Here is an 18,391-nt window from a genome sequence, read left to right on the forward strand (position 1 = left end):
CAAATAACAAGTTTCTTTTGAAATTTGAAATTGGACCTTTTGAACAGACTTATAAATTTATCGAATCTTCAAGCATTTATTCATATGAAACAATAGCTGTCTTGGTAACAGAACAGTTACTTCAAAATGTATTTAAACTTTTCGATGAAATGAATATGGCTTATAACAAAGCTTTAGGTTCTTAATCTTAAAAAAAATGCCCCTCATAAAGGAGCATTTGTGGAGCTGGCGGGAGTCGAACCCGCGTCCAGAGAAAGAAAAAACAAGTTTTCTACATGCTTAGTTTCTTATTTATTTGTCAGGTTTGAGTGAGCTTAAGAAACGAGCTAATCAAACCTTATTCCCAACTTCTCGTCTTTTGGCCGGGACCTCCAAAATAACCAGCCTGAAAGTTTGATGCGCCATTGTAATTCTGTCAGGCTAAAAATTACGGGCACAGATGCAAATTAATTCTCTGAATTAAGCTGCAACAGCAAAAGAAGTATTGCCATTTAAAAACCGATAACCATTTTTAACGTAGTGAATCATCATGCTACGGCATGCTTGCCGGCTCCTTACATTTCCTGTCGATTCCATACAACCCCAATGTGATTTATAGGTATTCAACAATATTGGTCTTTACGACCTGTTAGAAAGCAACAAACTATTATTTCCTGCATTCAGGTTTGACAGTAAACAACGCCTTGTGGGAAATCGTTCCCGAATTTTAAAAATAGTTTTTTAAATTTTGAAAGAGCCGTTCCTCAATAGACATTCCCGTTTGTATTTGCTTAAATTCCTGGCCAGTAATTTTCTCAAACAATTCGATATACCGTTCTGAGGTATGCCATACAAATCCGTCAGACATTTCAGGCATTAACTGATCTTCTAAACCCTGGAAACCATTTGAGATCAGCCATTCTCTGACAAATTCCTTCGAAAGCTGCTTCTGAGGCTTTCCTTCGTTTAAAAGCTGTAAATAAGCTTCGTTTTCAAAATATCTGGAACTATCGGGTGTATGAATTTCATCCATTAGACATAGCTTACCATTTCTAAGCCCAAACTCGTATTTGGTGTCAACCAGTATTAATCCCCGCTGAGCTGCCAATTGTGTTCCTGCATCAAATAGCTTCAAAGCTACATCTGTCATTTGATCCAAGATGAGGTCAGAAACAATTCTTGATTTTCGAATCTCACTTAATGAAATGTCAAGATCGTGACCTGCAGCTGCTTTCGTTGTTGGTGTGATCAGCGGTTTTTGAAAAGCCTGATTTTGGACCATTCCTTCTTCCAATTTTTCTCCACATAATATCCTCTGGCCACTTTGATAAACTCGCCATGCGTGCCCGGTCAGATATCCTCTGACGACCATTTCAATTTTTATCGGATCGCACTTCCAGCCAACAGAAACATTAGGATCAGGGGTTTCAATAAGCCAGGTATCTATGATACTTTTTAATTCGTTTAAAAAATAAGCTGCAATTTGATTTAAAACCTGACCCTTAAAAGGAATTGGCCTTGGTAAAATATGATCAAATGCTGAAATTCGATCAGTTGTAATGACGATAAGTTGATCGCCAATGTCATAAACATCTCGGACTTTGCCCGTGTATTTATGGGTCTGATTTTTAAAATTGAAATGAGTGTATTGGAGACAATAATTTTCTGGTGTAAGATGCATGTTTTTAAATCGGGTCAATATTAATACTGAAATTTAGATATTCCGAAGTGTATTCCGATCTAAAATGACTTCTTTTAATTCCTTGATCCACTCGTATTCTTGTGGCATTAATTTTTTAAATGCCTCTTTTACTACTACGTAAGCAGAATTTTCAACATCCGGAATTTTGGACGCGATGGCTTCTGTTACAAAATTGATGTCGTTTTTTAATAAATTTCGCACTTTCGGTAAATCATGCCAATCTGCCTCAATCGCAATCGCTTGCGTTCCCAATTCAGCATTAGACTCGAGCTTAATGAAATGATTGGATTCCGTAGAATCTCCGCCAATGATCTCCGTTGTCTGTGCATTGTATAACGCCCAATATCCTTCAATGTCAGAAGGTTTTGTCAGCAACACCTCAAGGCCTTTCTCGTGAATCCTGTAAACAATAAGTCGTATCTGATTTCTAACAGTCATAAAGCTAAGGTAAGGATTTTATCGCAATTTATAAAACCATGAAAGTAAACACAGTGCCCGCAAGTTTAGTTTAAAAGACACCAGGTTGGATCCCAAATTTCAGAAAATATCTACGTAGTCTCCGCAACGCAAGTTCTTTTATTTGTCGTAAACGTTCGACTGAAATTTCCATTTCTGACGCAAGTTCATCAAAAGTCGAAGTAGAGCCACCATCCAAACCATATAATCTGGTGATGACTTCCCGTTCTCTTGGCGCAAGGTGTTTGAGACCTGCATTTAGGTCATCTTTGATCGAATCTTTTAACAATGCCAAATCAGGAGCTACGCTGTTTTCGTCTCCCAGTAAACTTAGCATGCTGTATTCACCGTCGTCACCTCCAACAGGTGCATCCAATGAAACATGTTTGTTGTTGGACTGGATTAATAAGTAAACGTCTTCCGGCTTTAGACCAAAAGTTTCAGAAATTTCCTCGGGCGTAGGTTCTCTTTCATATTCTTGCAAAAAACTTTGGTAGAGATCGACGATATGTTTTTGTGAATGAAATTTATTATATGGAAGACGAATCATTCGGGAATTTTCTATAATAGCAGATAAAATGGTTTGCCGAATCCACCAAACAGCAAAGGTGATGAATTTGAAACCCCGGGTTTCGTCAAATCTTCGTGCAGCTTTTAACAATCCAACGTTTCCTTCGTTGATCAGGTCATTTAATGGTAAGCCATTATTGACATATTGCTTGGCTACAGAAACTACAAAACGCAAATTGGCCCGTACCAACTCATCAAGCGCGTGATGATCCCCAGTTTTGATTCTTTTAGCAAGTTCAACTTCTTTTTCCGGGCTAATTGTTTCAATCTTGGCAATTTCTCCAAGATATTTTTCCAGGGCTTGGCTTTCCCTGTTTGTAATTTTTTGAGTAATCTTAAGTTGACGCATTCTTATTGCTACTGCCCTATTTAATGACAATACTGCCAAAAAAGTTTCAGTTTAGCAAATAAAACTGCAAAAAAGCAGAAAATATAGAATTTATGCTCTTTCAGCCGGGTCATCCTTTTTAGGCATGATGGCTTTTCTTGAAAGTCTCAGTTTTCCGGTTTTAGGATCCACCCCAATCAATTTAATTTTAACAGCATCTCCTACTTTGAAAACATCATCAACATTATCGATACGCGAATGCGACATTTCACTTACGTGAAGTAAACCAGATTTATTCTTAAAATCCACAAATACTCCAAATGGGAATATTGAAACAACCTTACCATCATATACATCACCTACCTGAGGCACAAATGTAATGGCTTCAATCATTTTGACTGCTTCATCTAAACCATCTTTATTAGGACCAAAGATGTTGATGATTCCTTTATCGCCTACTTCTTCAATATTGATTTTCGTTCCAGTCTTGGCTTGCATTTCCTGAATTATTTTACCACCGGGACCAATCACACCTCCAATAAAGCTCTTTTCTATGATGATTTCTACAATGCGTGGTGCATGCGGTTTTAAGTCTGGATTTGCGACTTCAATAGTTTCTGCCATTTTATCCAGAATATGTAATCTTCCTTCTTTTGCTTGAAGCAAGGCCTGTTCGAGCAATTCAAAAGAAAGTCCGTCAATTTTCATATCCATTTGAGTCCCGCAAATTCCCTTACGCGTGCCTGTTACTTCAAAGTCCATGCCACCTAAAGCATCTTCATCTCCTAAAATATCTGAGAGGATCAATGTTTTACCAGAATCAGAAATTAAACCCATTGCAATACCGGCTACAGCTGTTTTTACTGGAACACCAGCATCCATTAAAGCCAATGAAGCAGCACAAACGGTTGCCATTGAGGAAGAACCATTGGATTCCAAAATATCCGAAACAATTCTAACGGTATATGGAAACCCAGATGGCATTACTTTGCGAATTGATCGACCAGCCAAGTTTGCATGCCCAACTTCTCTCCTGCCGGGACCTCTTTGAGGTTTAGCTTCTCCTACTGAAAATCCGGGAAAATTATAATGAAGTATAAATTTTTCATTGTAAAACTCAATGGCGGTATCTATTAATAACTCATCATCTTTTGTTCCTAAAGTTACAGATGTCAAAGATTGAGTTTCCCCTCTATTGAAAATTGCGGATCCATGTGCGGAAGGCAAATATTCTACTTCCGTCCAAATAGGCCTCACTTCTTTATGTCCTCTTCCATCCAATCTGTTGGAAGTATTGAGCATATATTGGCGGATGAGTTTTTTCTTATGTTTGTCAAAATAAGTTTTAATCTTTTGTTTATTCTCTTTGTAATAATCTTCTCCTTTCTCAAGTTTTACAAAATCCATTAAACTATCGAGAACCTGATCAAAACCATCTTTTCTTTCCATTTTTGGAAGTGCTGAAGAGGCTATTTCATTAATTCTGGAAGTTGTTTGAGCTTCCACCATTGATTGCAATTCAGTATCTATTTCAACGACCGGCAATTCCCTTTTTATTGTTATTGCCTTACCTAATTTAGCGGCCAACTCAAGCTGAGCTTTACATTGCACTTTGATGGCTTCGTGGCCAACTTTGATCGCCTGAATCAAGTCCGCTTCGTCGCATTCATTGCCTTCTCCCTCAACCATCATGAGATTCTGCTCAGTCGCTGCAACAATAATATCTAATTCTGCTTCTTTTAAAGCGGTTCGGTTTGGGTTTACGACAAACGCTCCGTTAATTTTGGCAACTCTAACTTCAGAAATAGGTCCTTGCCAATTAATATTTGAGCAACATAAAGCAGTTGAAGCAGCCAGGCCGGCTAAAGCATCCGGCATCGTTTCCAAATCACCGGAAATAAAATTGATGATAATCTGTGTTTCACAGAAATAATTGTCATCAAATAGTGGACGAATCGCTCTATCGACCAATCTACAAACCAAAACTTCGTAATCTGACAATCTCGCTTCTCTTCTGAAAAAATTACCGGGAATGCGACCTGTAGCTGCAAAGCGTTCCTGATAGTCCACAGAAAGGGGAAAAAATTCTTGTCCTTCACGGGCTTCTTTGTTGGAAACCACACTGGCAAACAACATGGTGTTTCCAAGCTTTACGACAGCAGAACCATGTGCCTGGGTTCCTAATTTACCTGTTTCAAGAATAACTTCACGGCCATCCGGCAAGTTAAAGGAAGTAGAAAATGGAGTTTGTAAACCCATAATTATTAATCTTAATATTTTTATTAATATAAACACAGAAGCTTAGCAGACATATCTGCGTCAGCAATTCGAGAAAAGAAATTGGGCGGAAAATTATTTTCTCAATCCTAACTGTTCCAAAACTGCTTTATAACGAGAAAGATCTTTGCTATGTAGATAGTTCAAAAGCTGCTTGCGTTTTCCAACCAAATGGAGCAATGATCTGCGGCAAGAATGATCCTTTTTATTGGATTGCAAATGATCTGACAATACTTTGATACGCGTGGTGAATAAGGCAATCTGAGACTCGGTTTTTCCTGAATTGGATTCCGAACCACCAAATTGTTTAAAAATTTCTTCTTTTTTGTCTTTTGTTAATAAAACGCTCATAATTTAAAATATAATTGTTACCAAATGAAATCTCGAAGATTTTTTATTAGCGCCGCAAAGATAAAAAGATATTATAATTATAAACGATTGATTTTTAAGCAAAAACAAAGGAATTTCAAGCCTTAATATATTTGTAATATATTAATATATATAGTGTTGTTTAGTAGGTACTTAAGATTTATTATTTAATATTCGCATTTTTAGCCTCATTCCACAAACGGTCCATTTCTTCAAGACTGAGCTGACTTAAATGTTCAGTTGAATGCGCTTCCATATATTCAAATCGTTGTTTAAATTTTTGGTTTACTTTTTCCAATGCGAAATCCGGATCTATCCCAATAAAACGGGCATAATTTACCAATGAAAATAAAACATCACCAAACTCCGATTCAATTTCAGTCCTATCGCCTCCATTTGTAGCTTCCTTAAACTCTTCAATTTCTTCCTGCACTTTGTCCCAAACCTGAGTTTTGTCTGTCCATTCAAAACCTACTTGCCGGGCTTTGTCCTGAATCCTATATGCCTTGACCAAGGAAGGCAAAGAATTTGGAACTCCATCCAGAAGTCCTTTTTTCCCTTCTTTAACTTTCATTTTTTCCCAATTGCGTTTGACTGCTTCTTCATCCTTCAATTCAAGATCGCCATAAATATGAGGATGCCTGGAAATTAATTTATCGCAAAGATTTTCGATAATCTCAGAGATGCCGAAATTCTGAGTTTCCCTCATGATGCGCGCATAAAAGACAATGTGTAAAAGTAAATCGCCTAATTCTTCACGGATCCCGGCTGGATTGTTCTTCAATATTTCTTCAGTGAGTTCGTAGGTTTCTTCCAGGGTTAATGGACGAAGACTTTGTAGGGTTTGTTTGCGATCCCAGGGGCATTTTTCCCTCAAATCATCCATGATGCTTAACAAGCGTAGAAATGCGATGGCTTCCTTTTGCATTTATTCTTTAATTTTAGGAAGGATATGGCCCATTTTATCGCGTTTGGTTTTTAAGTATTTATCATTGAATGGATTGCTCGGAAAACTAAGAGGAATTCTTTCCAGAATTGAAATCCCACCCAATTCAAGTGCAGCTATTTTGTCCGGATTATTGGTAAGTAATCTGACTTTCGAAATACCAAAGAATTTAAGGATCTTCAAGGCTGCTTCATAATTGCGCTCGTCGGGTTTAAATCCGAGTTCTGTATTCGCCTGAACGGTGTCCATGCCAGATTCTTGTATTTTATAAGCTTCAATTTTTGAATGCAATCCGATACCTCTACCCTCTTGTCTCAGATAAATGAGCAAACCTCCGGATTTACCAATATATTCTAATGCCACCTTGAGTTGTTGTCCGCAATCACATCGTTGCGATCCAAAAACATCACCTGTCAAACATTCTGAGTGAATGCGCAACAAAACCACAGAGTCCGGGACAATCACTCCATGCACCAATGCAATATCAGGCAATACAGGTATCTCTTCACCCGGAAAGCTAAAGATTTGAAAATCACCTGAATTTGTTGGTAAAAAAGCAGATACCGTTGAGTCCATCAACATGATAAATTATTAACCTGAACTCAAAACAACGATTCTTGGGCTAATGTTGAGTTGAGTTTTGGTTAAAAGGCATCTTCAGATTCTTCTAAAAGAAGAACCTTTATTCTGCCAGAACATTATGGCTGCACTAAAACTTAGTACAACCGTGACCACACAAAGGATAATCATGGATTGGTTTGGTTTTCGTAAAGCTTGATTTCGACCACAATATCTGAAATACCCAGATAATCTTTGTATTAATAAAAAAGAAATTAATATTTTTTTTTTAGATATGTGTTAGTGTATTGTAGAAAGTAAGTTGTAAATCAAGCGAAGCTCATATATATTAAAATTAGTTGGCCATTTCTTCCAATTCAATCTCATGGCTATACTTTCTAAAGTCCACTGCAGTTACAGATGAAATACCTGGTTCTTCCATATACACACCGTATAAAACGTCCACATCTGCCATGGTAAGTTTGTTATGAGTGATCAATATAAACTGAGAATCCCTTGAAAACTTACGAATGATGGTATTGAATTTTTCAATATTAATATCATCCAAAGGCGCATCAACTTCATCAAAAATGCAGAAAGGTGCAGGTTTCAATAAGTATAGCGAAAACAGGAGCGCTATCGCAGTAAGCGTTTTTTCACCTCCTGATAACTGAGATATAGATTTAGGTCTCTTTCCTTTAGGTTTGGCGACAATATCTATATCACATTCCAATGGATCTAATTCGTCTTCGAGCACAAGGTCGCAGTCATCATCATCTGTAAATAAACTTCTGAACACGGCCTGAAAATGGACCCTTACCTGATTAAAGGCTTGCATAAATCCTGCCGTAGCTGTTGTTTCGATCTCCTGAATGGTCTCCAATAAACTGTCTTGTGCCTTTAAAATATCTTGCTTTTGTTCCTGAATTTTATCCATTCTGGATTTCATCTCCTCATAAGCTTCAAGCGCCAAAGGATTGACTTCTCCATAATTTTCAATACGAGTTTTGTAATAATTGGCTTTTTCCTGTAGCTGTTCTAAGTCAGCTTCCTCGCCACTTTCTTCAGGTTTGTATTGATCTAATTCCGTATGAAATTCAATTCTTGCTTTCTCAATTGCTGATTGCAATTTAAACCTCCATTCGGCTTTTTGGTCTCGAATGGCATTTACTTTGGATTGTAATTCATGAAGGTTTTTCTGATGCAATCGCACTTGCGATTCCATTTCAGTAATGAGATTTCGCGTTTCATAGTAGCTTCTCTCCAGATCTGATAAGTCACTATCCATCGTTTTGCGAAAAGCAAGTTTCTCAACTAAAATTTGTTTCGCAGATTCATTCTCAACAATAAGTTGCGTTATAGAATTTTTTAATTCATCAACTTTCTGCTGTTCGTTGCGAATAAAATTTTCTGCTTCTAAATGCTGATCTGATTTGGCTTTTGAATCTTTGAGAATATTGTTGTAGCGATTTTCCCACTTTAACAATTCAATCTTGGTCTGATTAAATAAATTTGAAACTTCAGACAGCTCTTGTGAAATTCTGTTGAACTCGTCATCTGAACTCGATAGGCTGCCGGATAATAAACTCAATTGGTCCCTGGCAACTGCTATGTCTTGTTGGCCAGTTTGAAGTCTGCTCGCAAATTCTATCAACTTCACTTCATTAGCCTGGATCCTTGTCTTTAGTTCATTTTCAAGATCTAATAAATGCTGTTTGCGGGTTTGAGTATGCGTTAACTGCTGAAGGAGTTCTGTTTGCCTGGTTCTTAATATCTCTAACTGGGCCGATTGATCCTGTAATTCAAATGCCCTAAGTTTATCCTTGAGTTCTGATAATTTCCGGCTCAATTCTATGGATTCTTCATCGAGTTTGTTGATTTCAATTTCAAGCTTTTCAAGATTCTTTTTTCGTCCCAACTTTTTCCCTTCAAACAAACCTACAGAACCGCCACTGAGCATTTTATGCGCTTTGAGAATGGATCCGGTAAGGCTGATCACTGATATTTCATCGGGGAATCTATTGATATCTTCCAGATGCTGCTCCTGTTCAAGTACATAAACATTTTGCAATAACTCATTGAACAATGGAGCATATTTATCGGAAACTTCAATAAACGACAAGGCTGGTGTGCAGCCAACAATCGGTTTTGGAGTAGACTGGGAATTTCTGAATTTATCGAGAATAAAAAAATTAGCTTTCCCCTTTGAATGATTAAATAATAAACGAATTGCCTTTATGGCATCATCTTCCGTATGTACTACGTAAAAATTGAGGTAATTTTCAAGATATAACTCTATAGCTGCACGATATTTTTCATCAGTGTAGATAAGATCCGAAAGGATGGGTATGTCTTTTCTCCAATTTTGGTTTAAGAATTTGATGGACTCTGGAAACCCCTCCATTTTATCAATCATACTTTTGAGCAGCTCATACTCATTTGTGCGAGCATCTTTCAAACGATTTACAGAAGAATATTTATCTGAAATACTTTCGATTTGATGCTGAACATCTTTATAAGCACTTACTCTATTTGTTTCTTCAGACTGAAGCGTATTAATTTCAACATCGAGACTTGACAATCTTCCGGCAAGTTCTTCTCCTTGCACATTTACCAATTTCAATTCATCAACCCTTGACTGAATTTCGTCAGCACAGCGAAAATTATCTGATTTTAGATTTTCAATTTGGTTTTCAAAAATCGCCTGCGATTTTTCCAAATCAAAAATCCCGGTTTCCATTCTGTGTTTCTCTTGTTGAAATTGATCTACTCCCGATTTGATCTTATTAAATTCTTCCTGTTTGGATAAATAAGTTTCTTCAACCTGCTTTAAAGAAAGTTCTGCAGATAAGAAATCCAATTTACTGGTTTCGAGTTCCCGCATTAGTTTTTCGGAATCGGCTGTCAACTCACTCAACTTTAGCTTTGTTTGTCCGATGCTTTGTTCCAACATTTCGAGTTGATGTTGCTGCATCGTTTGCTTTTGTTCAGTGATTTGGATGGTACTTTCCAGCGAACGGATGACATCCAAAACCTCATTTACTTTTTTCTGAAATTCAGACAAATGCTTTTCCTGATCGAGATGAGACTTCTTGGAAGCTTCAATTTGAGCTTCCGTAAGATTTATTGAAGCATCTTCTTCGGTGATGCGTATCAATTCGCCCTGAATTGAAGATTCTATTTCTTCCAACTTTTCCTGGAGCGTTTTGGCGGTCAAGTATTGTACAAAGACCCCAAAGGATTTGTATTTTTCCTTAAGTTCATTGAATCGCTTGGTACGTTTTGCTTGCTTTTCGAGTTCCTGAAGGTTGTTGTTAATCTCAAACAGCAAATCCTCAATCCGCGCTAAATCTTCTTTGGTAGCTTTGAGCTTGTTTAAAGACTCCCTTTTCCTTGCTTTATATTTACTGATTCCGGCCGCTTGCTCAAACATTTTGCGTCGTGCACTCTCTTTATTAGAGAGCAGATCCTCCACCATGTTTAAAGCAATAATCGCATAAGAGTCGGAACCAACCCCTGTATCCAGAAATAGCCCGGTAATGTCCTTAAGTCTACAGGCTACTCCATTCAACCTATACTCACTATCGCCACTGCGATACAATAAGCGTGCAATTTCAATATTTTGGTACTCTGTTGGAAGCAGATTTTTAGTATTCTCAAAATTCAGCACCACTTGAGCCATTGGCGCTTCCTTTCGGCGTTTCGTACCATTAAAAATGACATCCGACATCTGCTCCAATCGGAGTTCACGACCTTTTTGTTCGCCTAATACCCAACGAATGGCATCCACAATATTGGATTTTCCGGAACCATTAGGGCCTACGATGCCAGTAATGGATTCATTAAAATGAATCACGGTTTCATCTGCAAAACTTTTAAAGCCTTTAATGGTCAGGTTCTTCAATCTCATAAGGCAAAATTAGGGTTTTCTTTAATATAAAATATCTCTATATATTCGGTTTTGGATTGTATATGATATTGACAATCAATTATATATAGATATTCATACTATTTTGTAAGCCCATTATCAGCCTATTATGAAGAAGAAAAAATGAGTGAATATTTTATTAAAGTTTCAGAAAGTTCCAATTGCCGGACACTAAAACTTTATAAGACAGGATTCCTTGCACTAACCAATATACAATTTCAGAAGACCAAGCCAGTGCCAACCCATTTACCGGGTCTTTTACCGCAAAAAATGCAAGCCCTAAATAAATTACACAGCCAATAAATTGAATTTGTAATCCTTTAAATGTTTCCCCGGCACCACTTACACCATTGAAATACATCGTTGTAACAGAATAAACGAGCAGGATACAAAGCATAATCCTGAAGTAAGGAATACTTTCTTCTATCAGTCCGGGTTGATGATAGCCTAATAATGGTGCTAAAAATACCGTTGGAAAAAGTAGAAAAGGAATAGAAATTACTGCTGTACTCACAAAAGCAACGAGTGAAGAATGCTCTACCAGTTTCAGCACCCTCTTATTTCGTCCTTTGCCGATCGTGCTGCTGACCAGTGTATTAATGGCAGTTGAATACCCCCAGCAGGGTATGGCAAGGACCAGATAGGTAATTCTCAATAGGTTGGAAACTGCCAATGAACGTTCGCCCATTTTCTCAATAAAGGAGAAAAATAAAAACCAGGCAAGAATACCCAATAGCGATTGCAATAATATGGTGAAAGAAATCCCATTGATCGTTTTAATCCATGAAAACTCAATGTGAGGAATTTTAAAAAGTTTAAATACTTTAAGCTCTTTATCGAATAACATGTAAACAATAAAAATTACAAATGCTATGATCTCTGAAATTCCACTTGCCAGGCCTGCGCCTGCTATACCCATTTCAGGCATTCCTAATTTTCCAAAAACCAGCCCATAGCCTAAAACGATGTTTACAACACACATAATTATGGTGTCAATGAGAATAAATTTTGGCCGTCTGATCCCTATATAAAGTGAGATCAATGCCAAACCTACGTATGCAAATACAAGTCCGATAATCCTGTGGTCTAGGAACAACAGCGATTTTTCCAAGATGATCTCCGATTGAACAAAGACAGACAGTATAGGTCTGGAAGCAAATTTGAGAATCAGAAATACGATGATACCTAGAATAAATTCATAGAACAGAATCGCATAAAAGTATTTTGTAACAAATTCATAGTTGCGTTCTCCGAATTTTCTGGCGATAAGAATTTGGCCACCTTTACTAAAACCAAAAGCTATAGCAGCTACTATGAGATAAAATACAGAAATAAAGCCGGCTGCAGCAAAATCACTGACATCGTAATAGTATAAAAACAAACTATCTGTAAGTGCAATGATATTTTGAGCCGCACTCCCAATCATCATTGGCAATGAAAGCTTGATGACATTCCTTACGTTGTACCAAAATTCGTGCAATGCGGCTTATTTAATGCCAAACATACATAATAAGTTTCTGAAAAGCTTAAGAAAGCAGAAAAAGATAAACAGATTAAACTTCTGATTCTGATGGAGCTCTACGCAGTGTAATATGTGTGATTTCGGGCCAAATGCCAACCCTTCCGCGATAGCCAAGAACACCAAATCCTCTGTTGATGTATAAATACCGGTCTTGTTCTTTATGCAAATCTGACCATTTCGAATATCGATACTGTATTGGGCTCCATTTAAAACCCGGAAGCTCAATTCCCATTTGCATTCCATGTGTATGTCCGCTCAAGGTGAGGTGAACGAATTTTGGATGATTTTTAACAACAAACTCCCAATGCGTTGGATCATGCGATAATAAGACTTTAAAATCTTCTGCGGACACTGTTTGCATGGCTTTATCCAAATCCCCTAGTTTTCCGAATCCGACACCCCAGTTTTCAACTCCCAAAACATGAATATGCTGACCATCCCTTTCGATCTTTATTGATTCATCTCTGAGCAGTTGAAAGCCCATATTCGCATGGTGCGCCACTAACTGGTCAAAATTTTCTCGCTTTGCATTCACATCAGTCCAATTGTGATAATGCCCATAATCATGATTGCCCAACACAGAGAACTTTCCAAATTTAGCTTTTAAGGTAGAAAATTGGGCAAGCCAAGGATCGAATTCAGATGCAAATGTATTGACCAGATCACCTGTAAATACAAGGATATCGCTATTCAGCTCATGGACCATATCCAGGGCTTTCTGAACTTCATCAGCATCATCAAGCCCGCCTGCATGAATATCTGATAATTGCGTAATCGTCAAACCATCAAAAGCCTGCGGAAGGTCTTTATAGAAAATTTCTTTTCTGTGAATTTTAAATTGATATCGACCTTTAAACAGTCCATAGGTCAGCGATAAAAAGGGCAAACTGGATAAAACAAGAGCCGTTTGGCCCACAAATTTTCTCCTGGAGGGTAGAAATGTGTCAGATTCTTCTGAATTTGAAAAGAATTTGTTACTCACTCCACTTAAAAACCTGAAAATATCCTCACCAAACAAACTCAAAATAAAAACGAGCTTGGATATTCCAATGATCATCCAAATATTCGCCAAAACAACAAACCACGTTGAACCTGAACTAGGTCGCCTGAAATCAACAGGGTTCAATAGATATAACAAAGGCAAACTGAGACTAATGACCCAATAAATGAGTATGATACCTATTCGTATAGAAGGTGTCAAACCTAACAATAAAGGCCTCAAGCCCATAAAAGCATACAAATCCAATCCAAGAAATACTAAAATTACGACTACAAATCCCACTTTGTATTATTTATTGTGCGGTGGATACTAGATCAAAATAATGAAAAGGAACATGTACCTTAACGCCCGGGAATTTCAAATAGTTCAGCGATAACTGTTAAATCATGGTCAATAAACCTATTCAACACACTAGAGTCAGATTTAAGGATTGCGACCCTTTTGGGCATTTATACAATACCCGATTTATCGAGTATATGCTCGAAGCCAGAGAAGATTTACTACTCAAGCATTATCAGTTTGATCTTATGGAATATTCACAAAATACCCAACAAGTTTGGGTCATTACGAAACATGAAATTGCTTACTTGAGGGAAGCAAGGAGGAATGAAATCATTAGCTTGGATTCAAGTTTATTGTCTTTCGATGACAAAAAGTTAAAAGTGGAATATCAAATTTGGAATGAGTCTAAAGACCAATTAAAATGCTTGTTATGGACTGATTTTTTGCATCTTGAGCTTCCCAGCAAAAGAACAATTGCTCATCCTTCAGGTATCATGGAGTTGCTAGAAAATATGTGTGAACCTATCCAACAAATGACTTTAACAGAGAGAATTCAGGCTTTAATTAAATCTGGTAGCTGAAGAAAAAAGCATACTTAAGGTCCCTCCATGATTAATTTCTATTTTTGCGCAAATAATGCAAATGGAATACCGACATTCGGAATTGGAAAACAGGTGGAAAGAAGCGTGGCAAGCTTCCGGACTTTACAACAGTTCGATAGATCCAGCCAAGCCTAAATATTATATTCTTGATATGTTTCCTTATCCTTCAGGCGCTGGCTTGCATGTGGGGCATCCACTTGGATACATAGCCTCAGACATCGTTGCGAGGAAAAAGAGGATGGATGGTTATCAGGTACTCCATCCTATGGGATTTGACGCATTCGGATTGCCTGCAGAGCAATATGCAATCCAAACCGGCGTGCATCCTGCCGTTTCTACTGCAAACAACATTGAACGATACCGCGAACAGTTGGTCAACATCGGGCTTTCTTTTGACTGGGCGCGTGAAGTCATCACTTGTGATCCAAAATACTATAAATGGACCCAATGGATATTTTTGCAACTGTTTGACCACTATTATGATTCGGAATTACAAAAAGCAAAACCAATTGCAGATCTGGTCCAACATTTCCAAAATTTTGGCTCAGCTCATCTTAAAACAGTCCATTCAGAAATTCAAGATTTTACAGCAGAGGAATGGCAAAATATGGATTTGGCTTCCCAAGATCAGGTTTTAATGAACTTCAGACTTGCATATCGGAAGACCGCATATGTGAATTGGTGCGAAGCTTTGGGTACGGTACTTGCTAATGACGAAATTAAGGACGGCGTTTCTGAAAGAGGCGGGCACCCGGTGGAGAAAAAGCCAATGTTGCAATGGGCTTTAAGAATCAGTGCTTATGCTGAACGATTGCTCCAAGATTTGGAAAAACTGGAATGGTCTGAAGCATTAAAAAATATGCAAAAAAATTGGATTGGAAAATCAAAAGGTTGTTCGATCCACTTTAAAATTGTGCAGCATGATTTAAGTATTGAAGTTTTTTCAACGCGTCCGGATACCATTTTTGGTTCGAGTTTTATAGGACTAGCACCGGAACATCCTTTGGCGGAAGTATTGACGCTTGATACATATCGCGATGATATGTTACTTTATTTAAAGTCCTCAGCCTCTAAATCTGAACGCGAGCGATCTTCTGAAAGTAAATCAGTAACTGGTATATTCACTGGCAGTTTTGTTGAACATCCGTTTACTCGGCAAAAGCTACCCATTTATATTACCGATTATGTACTCATCGATTATGGCACAGGTGCTATAATGGGTGTACCGGCGCATGATAAAAGGGATATGTTATTTGCACAGAAATTTGAATTGCCCATCCTGCAAGTTGTAGACAATTCTGCCAACCCTAATGCAGACCTTGAAGAAAAATCAGGAAAACTTATTCAATCAGATTTTTTAAATGGCATGGAAGTATATCAAGCAATTGATGAGGTTATCAATCGTATTGAAGCTTTAAAATTAGGTAGCGGAAAGACTTTATATAAAATGAGAGATGCCAACTTCAGCAGACAAAGGTATTGGGGTGAGCCTATTCCCATTTGTTTCGATAAATCTGGCCGGAGTATGCCGATGAAATCATCTGATCTTCCATTGTTACTTCCGCAACTCGATGCTATTGAACCCGGCAGCGGAGGCAAATCTCCCCTGTCAAAAGCCGAACATTGGGTGAATCTGGGTGAGCTCGAACGGGAAACTGATACGATGCCTGGGTATGCTGGTTCTTCCTGGTATTTCCTAAGGTACATGGATCCCAATAATGAGCAAGAATTCGCTTCCAAAGAAGCTCTTGAATATTGGAGAGATGTTGATTTTTATATTGGAGGAACTGAACATGCAGTTGGACATTTAATGTATTCAAGGTTCTGGCATAAATTTCTATATGACATTGGAAAAGTACCGACATTAGAACCTTTTAAGAAGCTCGTCAACCAGGGAATGATTCAAGGGATCATTGAATCCATTTACCTGATTAAAAATAAAAACGCAGATCATCAATCCTGTTTTGTGTCTGCAGCAATTGCTGATCAATATCCTCCAGAAGAATTAGCCAAAATTCCTGTACATATTGATTTTGTGAATCAACACAATACAACCCAGGCACATTTAAGTAAAAATGGAATCATTCAATTTATAAAATGGAAACCGGAGTTTGCAAATGCCATTTTTATAACGGAAACTGAAAAAGGAAATGTAACAGATTTAAGTGAAGCCATTCAATTAAAAACTGTTTCTGAAACGGGAAAAATGTCAAAGCGTTATCACAATGTTGTCAATCCTGATGATGTGATTAAAGATTACGGAGCTGACTGTTTCCGCATGTATGAAATGTTTTTAGGGCCTATAGAACAATCAAAACCCTGGGACACCAAAGGCATCGATGGGGTTTATAAATTTATTAAAAAATTTTATGCATTGTTCTTTAATACAGAAGGACTTTTTACTTTATCTGATGAGCCGGCATCAAAAGAATCCATGGCGGCATTGCATCACTGTATAAAAAAAGTAAATTCTGATATCGAACAATTAAGTCTGAATACATGTATCAGTGCCTTTATGATATGTGTCAATGAACTCAGAAAACTGAACTGTACCAGCAGAGAAATATTGTTACCCCTCACACAGATTTTAGCTCCCTTTGCTCCATTCATCACAGAGGAAATCTGGGCCCTCGCCAAATGTAAAGGCAGCATCCATCAAAGTATTTTTCCGAAGCATGATGAACAATTTCTTCAAAAAGATACCGTAAATTATCCTGTGAGTGTAAATGGAAAAAAAAGATTAGAATGGGAAATCTCCAAAACATTTACAACAGATGAAATAAAAGCCATGGTTGTCGAATTACCTGAAATTAAGAAATGGCTTGAAACCGGAAGCATCAAAAACATAATTCTGGTTCCCGGAAGAATGATCAATATTGTTATTTAAATAGCTACAATTAAAGGGAAGTTTCTAAGCTCATTAAGCAAACTAAGCAAATTGAGCAGCTACTTTTAAGCTTCCTTTAATTTCAGATTGATAATTATAGAATCCCTCGCCAGATTTTACGCCTAATTTGCCTGCGGTGACCATATTTACCAACAAAGGACAAGGTGCATACTTCGGATTTCCAAAACCATCATGCAAAACTCTAAGAATCGCCAGACAAACATCTAAGCCAATAAAATCAGCCAACTGTAATGGTCCCATAGGGTGAGCCATTCCCAATTTCATAACAGCATCTATTTCTTCAACACCGGCAACATCTTCATATAAAGTGTAAAAAGCTTCGTTTAACATCGTCATAAGGATGCGATTAGAAACAAAACCCGGATAATCATTTACTTCTACCGGAATTTTTTGAAGTGATTTCGTAACTTCCACAATAGTGGCCAGCGTCTCTGAAGAAGTATTATAAGCTTTGATAATTTCAACCAATTTCATAATTGGAACGGGATTCATAAAATGCATGCCGATGACTCTTGAGGGGTCTTTTACAACAGAAGCAATTTTAGTAATCGAAATAGAAGAAGTATTAGAAGCCAAAATTGCCTGCGGCGGTGCTGCTTCAGCAATCTCAGAAAATATTTTCAATTTAAGATCAACGTTTTCAGTTGCAGCTTCAATAACCAAATCGGCTTTTCCGACCGCATTGCGAATATCGGTTTCAGTACGCAAACGGCTTAATATGGCATCTTTTTGATCAGGTTTCAAAATTTCTTTTTGAATCATTCTATCCAGGTTCTTTGCAATAGTTGCCATAGCTTTTTGCAAAGCAGGATCAGAAATATCAGCAAGCACTACTTCATAACCAAATTGAGCAAAAACATGAGCAATTCCGTTTCCCATAGTACCGGCACCTATTACCGTGATGTTTTTCATTTTTTATCATTTTAGCGCGCAAAGGTAAATCCCATTAGGTAATTACCAATAA

Annotated in this window: 13 protein-coding genes and 1 other RNA gene; 2 read left to right on the plus strand and 12 right to left on the minus strand. The window is 37.6% G+C overall.

All coding sequences use genetic code 11. The features are described 5' to 3' along the window. Positions 1-217 precede the first annotated feature (217 nt). From ssrA to IPM92_07215, 11 genes are all read right to left on the minus strand, one after another. Positions 218-584, minus strand: a transfer-messenger RNA (tmRNA) gene (gene ssrA, locus IPM92_07165). A 122-nt stretch (positions 585-706) separates the two neighbouring features. Further along, the gene (locus tag IPM92_07170; GenBank protein MBK9108157.1) at positions 707-1,660 is read right to left on the minus strand and encodes a phosphoribosylaminoimidazolesuccinocarboxamide synthase; all 954 of its coding nucleotides are present in this window, start codon (positions 1,658-1,660) and stop codon (positions 707-709) included. Between the two features lie 33 nt (positions 1,661-1,693). Continuing rightward, complete coding sequence (locus tag IPM92_07175; protein MBK9108158.1) at positions 1,694-2,119, minus strand: hypothetical protein; 426 nt, start codon at positions 2,117-2,119, stop codon at positions 1,694-1,696. A gap of 70 nt (positions 2,120-2,189) precedes the next feature. After that, positions 2,190-3,056: an RNA polymerase sigma factor RpoD/SigA gene (locus tag IPM92_07180; GenBank protein ID MBK9108159.1), complete on the minus strand. Its 867-nt coding sequence runs from the start codon at positions 3,054-3,056 to the stop codon at positions 2,190-2,192. Positions 3,057-3,146: 90 nt separating this feature from the next. Next, entirely contained in the window at positions 3,147-5,294 is a 2,148-nt protein-coding gene (gene pnp, locus IPM92_07185; GenBank protein MBK9108160.1) for a polyribonucleotide nucleotidyltransferase, read from the minus strand. A 93-nt stretch (positions 5,295-5,387) separates the two neighbouring features. Beyond that, entirely contained in the window at positions 5,388-5,663 is a 276-nt protein-coding gene (gene rpsO / locus IPM92_07190; GenBank protein MBK9108161.1) for a 30S ribosomal protein S15, read from the minus strand. Positions 5,664-5,844: 181 nt separating this feature from the next. Further along, entirely contained in the window at positions 5,845-6,609 is a 765-nt protein-coding gene (gene mazG, locus IPM92_07195; protein ID MBK9108162.1) for a nucleoside triphosphate pyrophosphohydrolase, read from the minus strand. Continuing rightward, the gene (gene ribA / locus IPM92_07200; GenBank protein ID MBK9108163.1) at positions 6,610-7,209 is read right to left on the minus strand and encodes a GTP cyclohydrolase II; all 600 of its coding nucleotides are present in this window, start codon (positions 7,207-7,209) and stop codon (positions 6,610-6,612) included. A 331-nt stretch (positions 7,210-7,540) separates the two neighbouring features. Then, positions 7,541-11,095, minus strand: coding sequence for a chromosome segregation protein SMC (smc, locus tag IPM92_07205; protein ID MBK9108164.1), 3,555 nt, complete (start codon positions 11,093-11,095; stop codon positions 7,541-7,543). A gap of 157 nt (positions 11,096-11,252) precedes the next feature. After that, on the minus strand, positions 11,253-12,593 hold the full coding sequence (locus IPM92_07210) for an MATE family efflux transporter (protein MBK9108165.1): 1,341 nt from the start codon (positions 12,591-12,593) through the stop codon (positions 11,253-11,255). A 73-nt stretch (positions 12,594-12,666) separates the two neighbouring features. After that, positions 12,667-13,917 carry a metallophosphoesterase gene (locus IPM92_07215; GenBank protein MBK9108166.1) on the minus strand — a complete coding sequence of 417 codons (1,251 nt, stop codon included), beginning with the start codon at positions 13,915-13,917 and terminating at the stop codon, positions 12,667-12,669. A 104-nt stretch (positions 13,918-14,021) separates the two neighbouring features. Between IPM92_07215 and IPM92_07220 the strand changes: the two genes are divergently transcribed. Then, entirely contained in the window at positions 14,022-14,498 is a 477-nt protein-coding gene (locus IPM92_07220) for an acyl-CoA thioesterase (GenBank protein ID MBK9108167.1), read from the plus strand. A 61-nt stretch (positions 14,499-14,559) separates the two neighbouring features. Then, a complete protein-coding gene (locus IPM92_07225) occupies positions 14,560-17,406 on the plus strand; it encodes a leucine--tRNA ligase (GenBank protein MBK9108168.1) in 2,847 nt (948 codons plus the stop codon). A 42-nt stretch (positions 17,407-17,448) separates the two neighbouring features. Here the strand turns inward: IPM92_07225 and IPM92_07230 are convergent, their stop codons facing one another. Beyond that, on the minus strand, positions 17,449-18,339 hold the full coding sequence (locus IPM92_07230; protein MBK9108169.1) for a 3-hydroxybutyryl-CoA dehydrogenase: 891 nt from the start codon (positions 18,337-18,339) through the stop codon (positions 17,449-17,451). Positions 18,340-18,391: the final 52 nt, after the last annotated feature.

This window comes from Saprospiraceae bacterium, assembly GCA_016719615.1.
Lineage (GTDB): Bacteria > Bacteroidota > Bacteroidia > Chitinophagales > Saprospiraceae > Vicinibacter.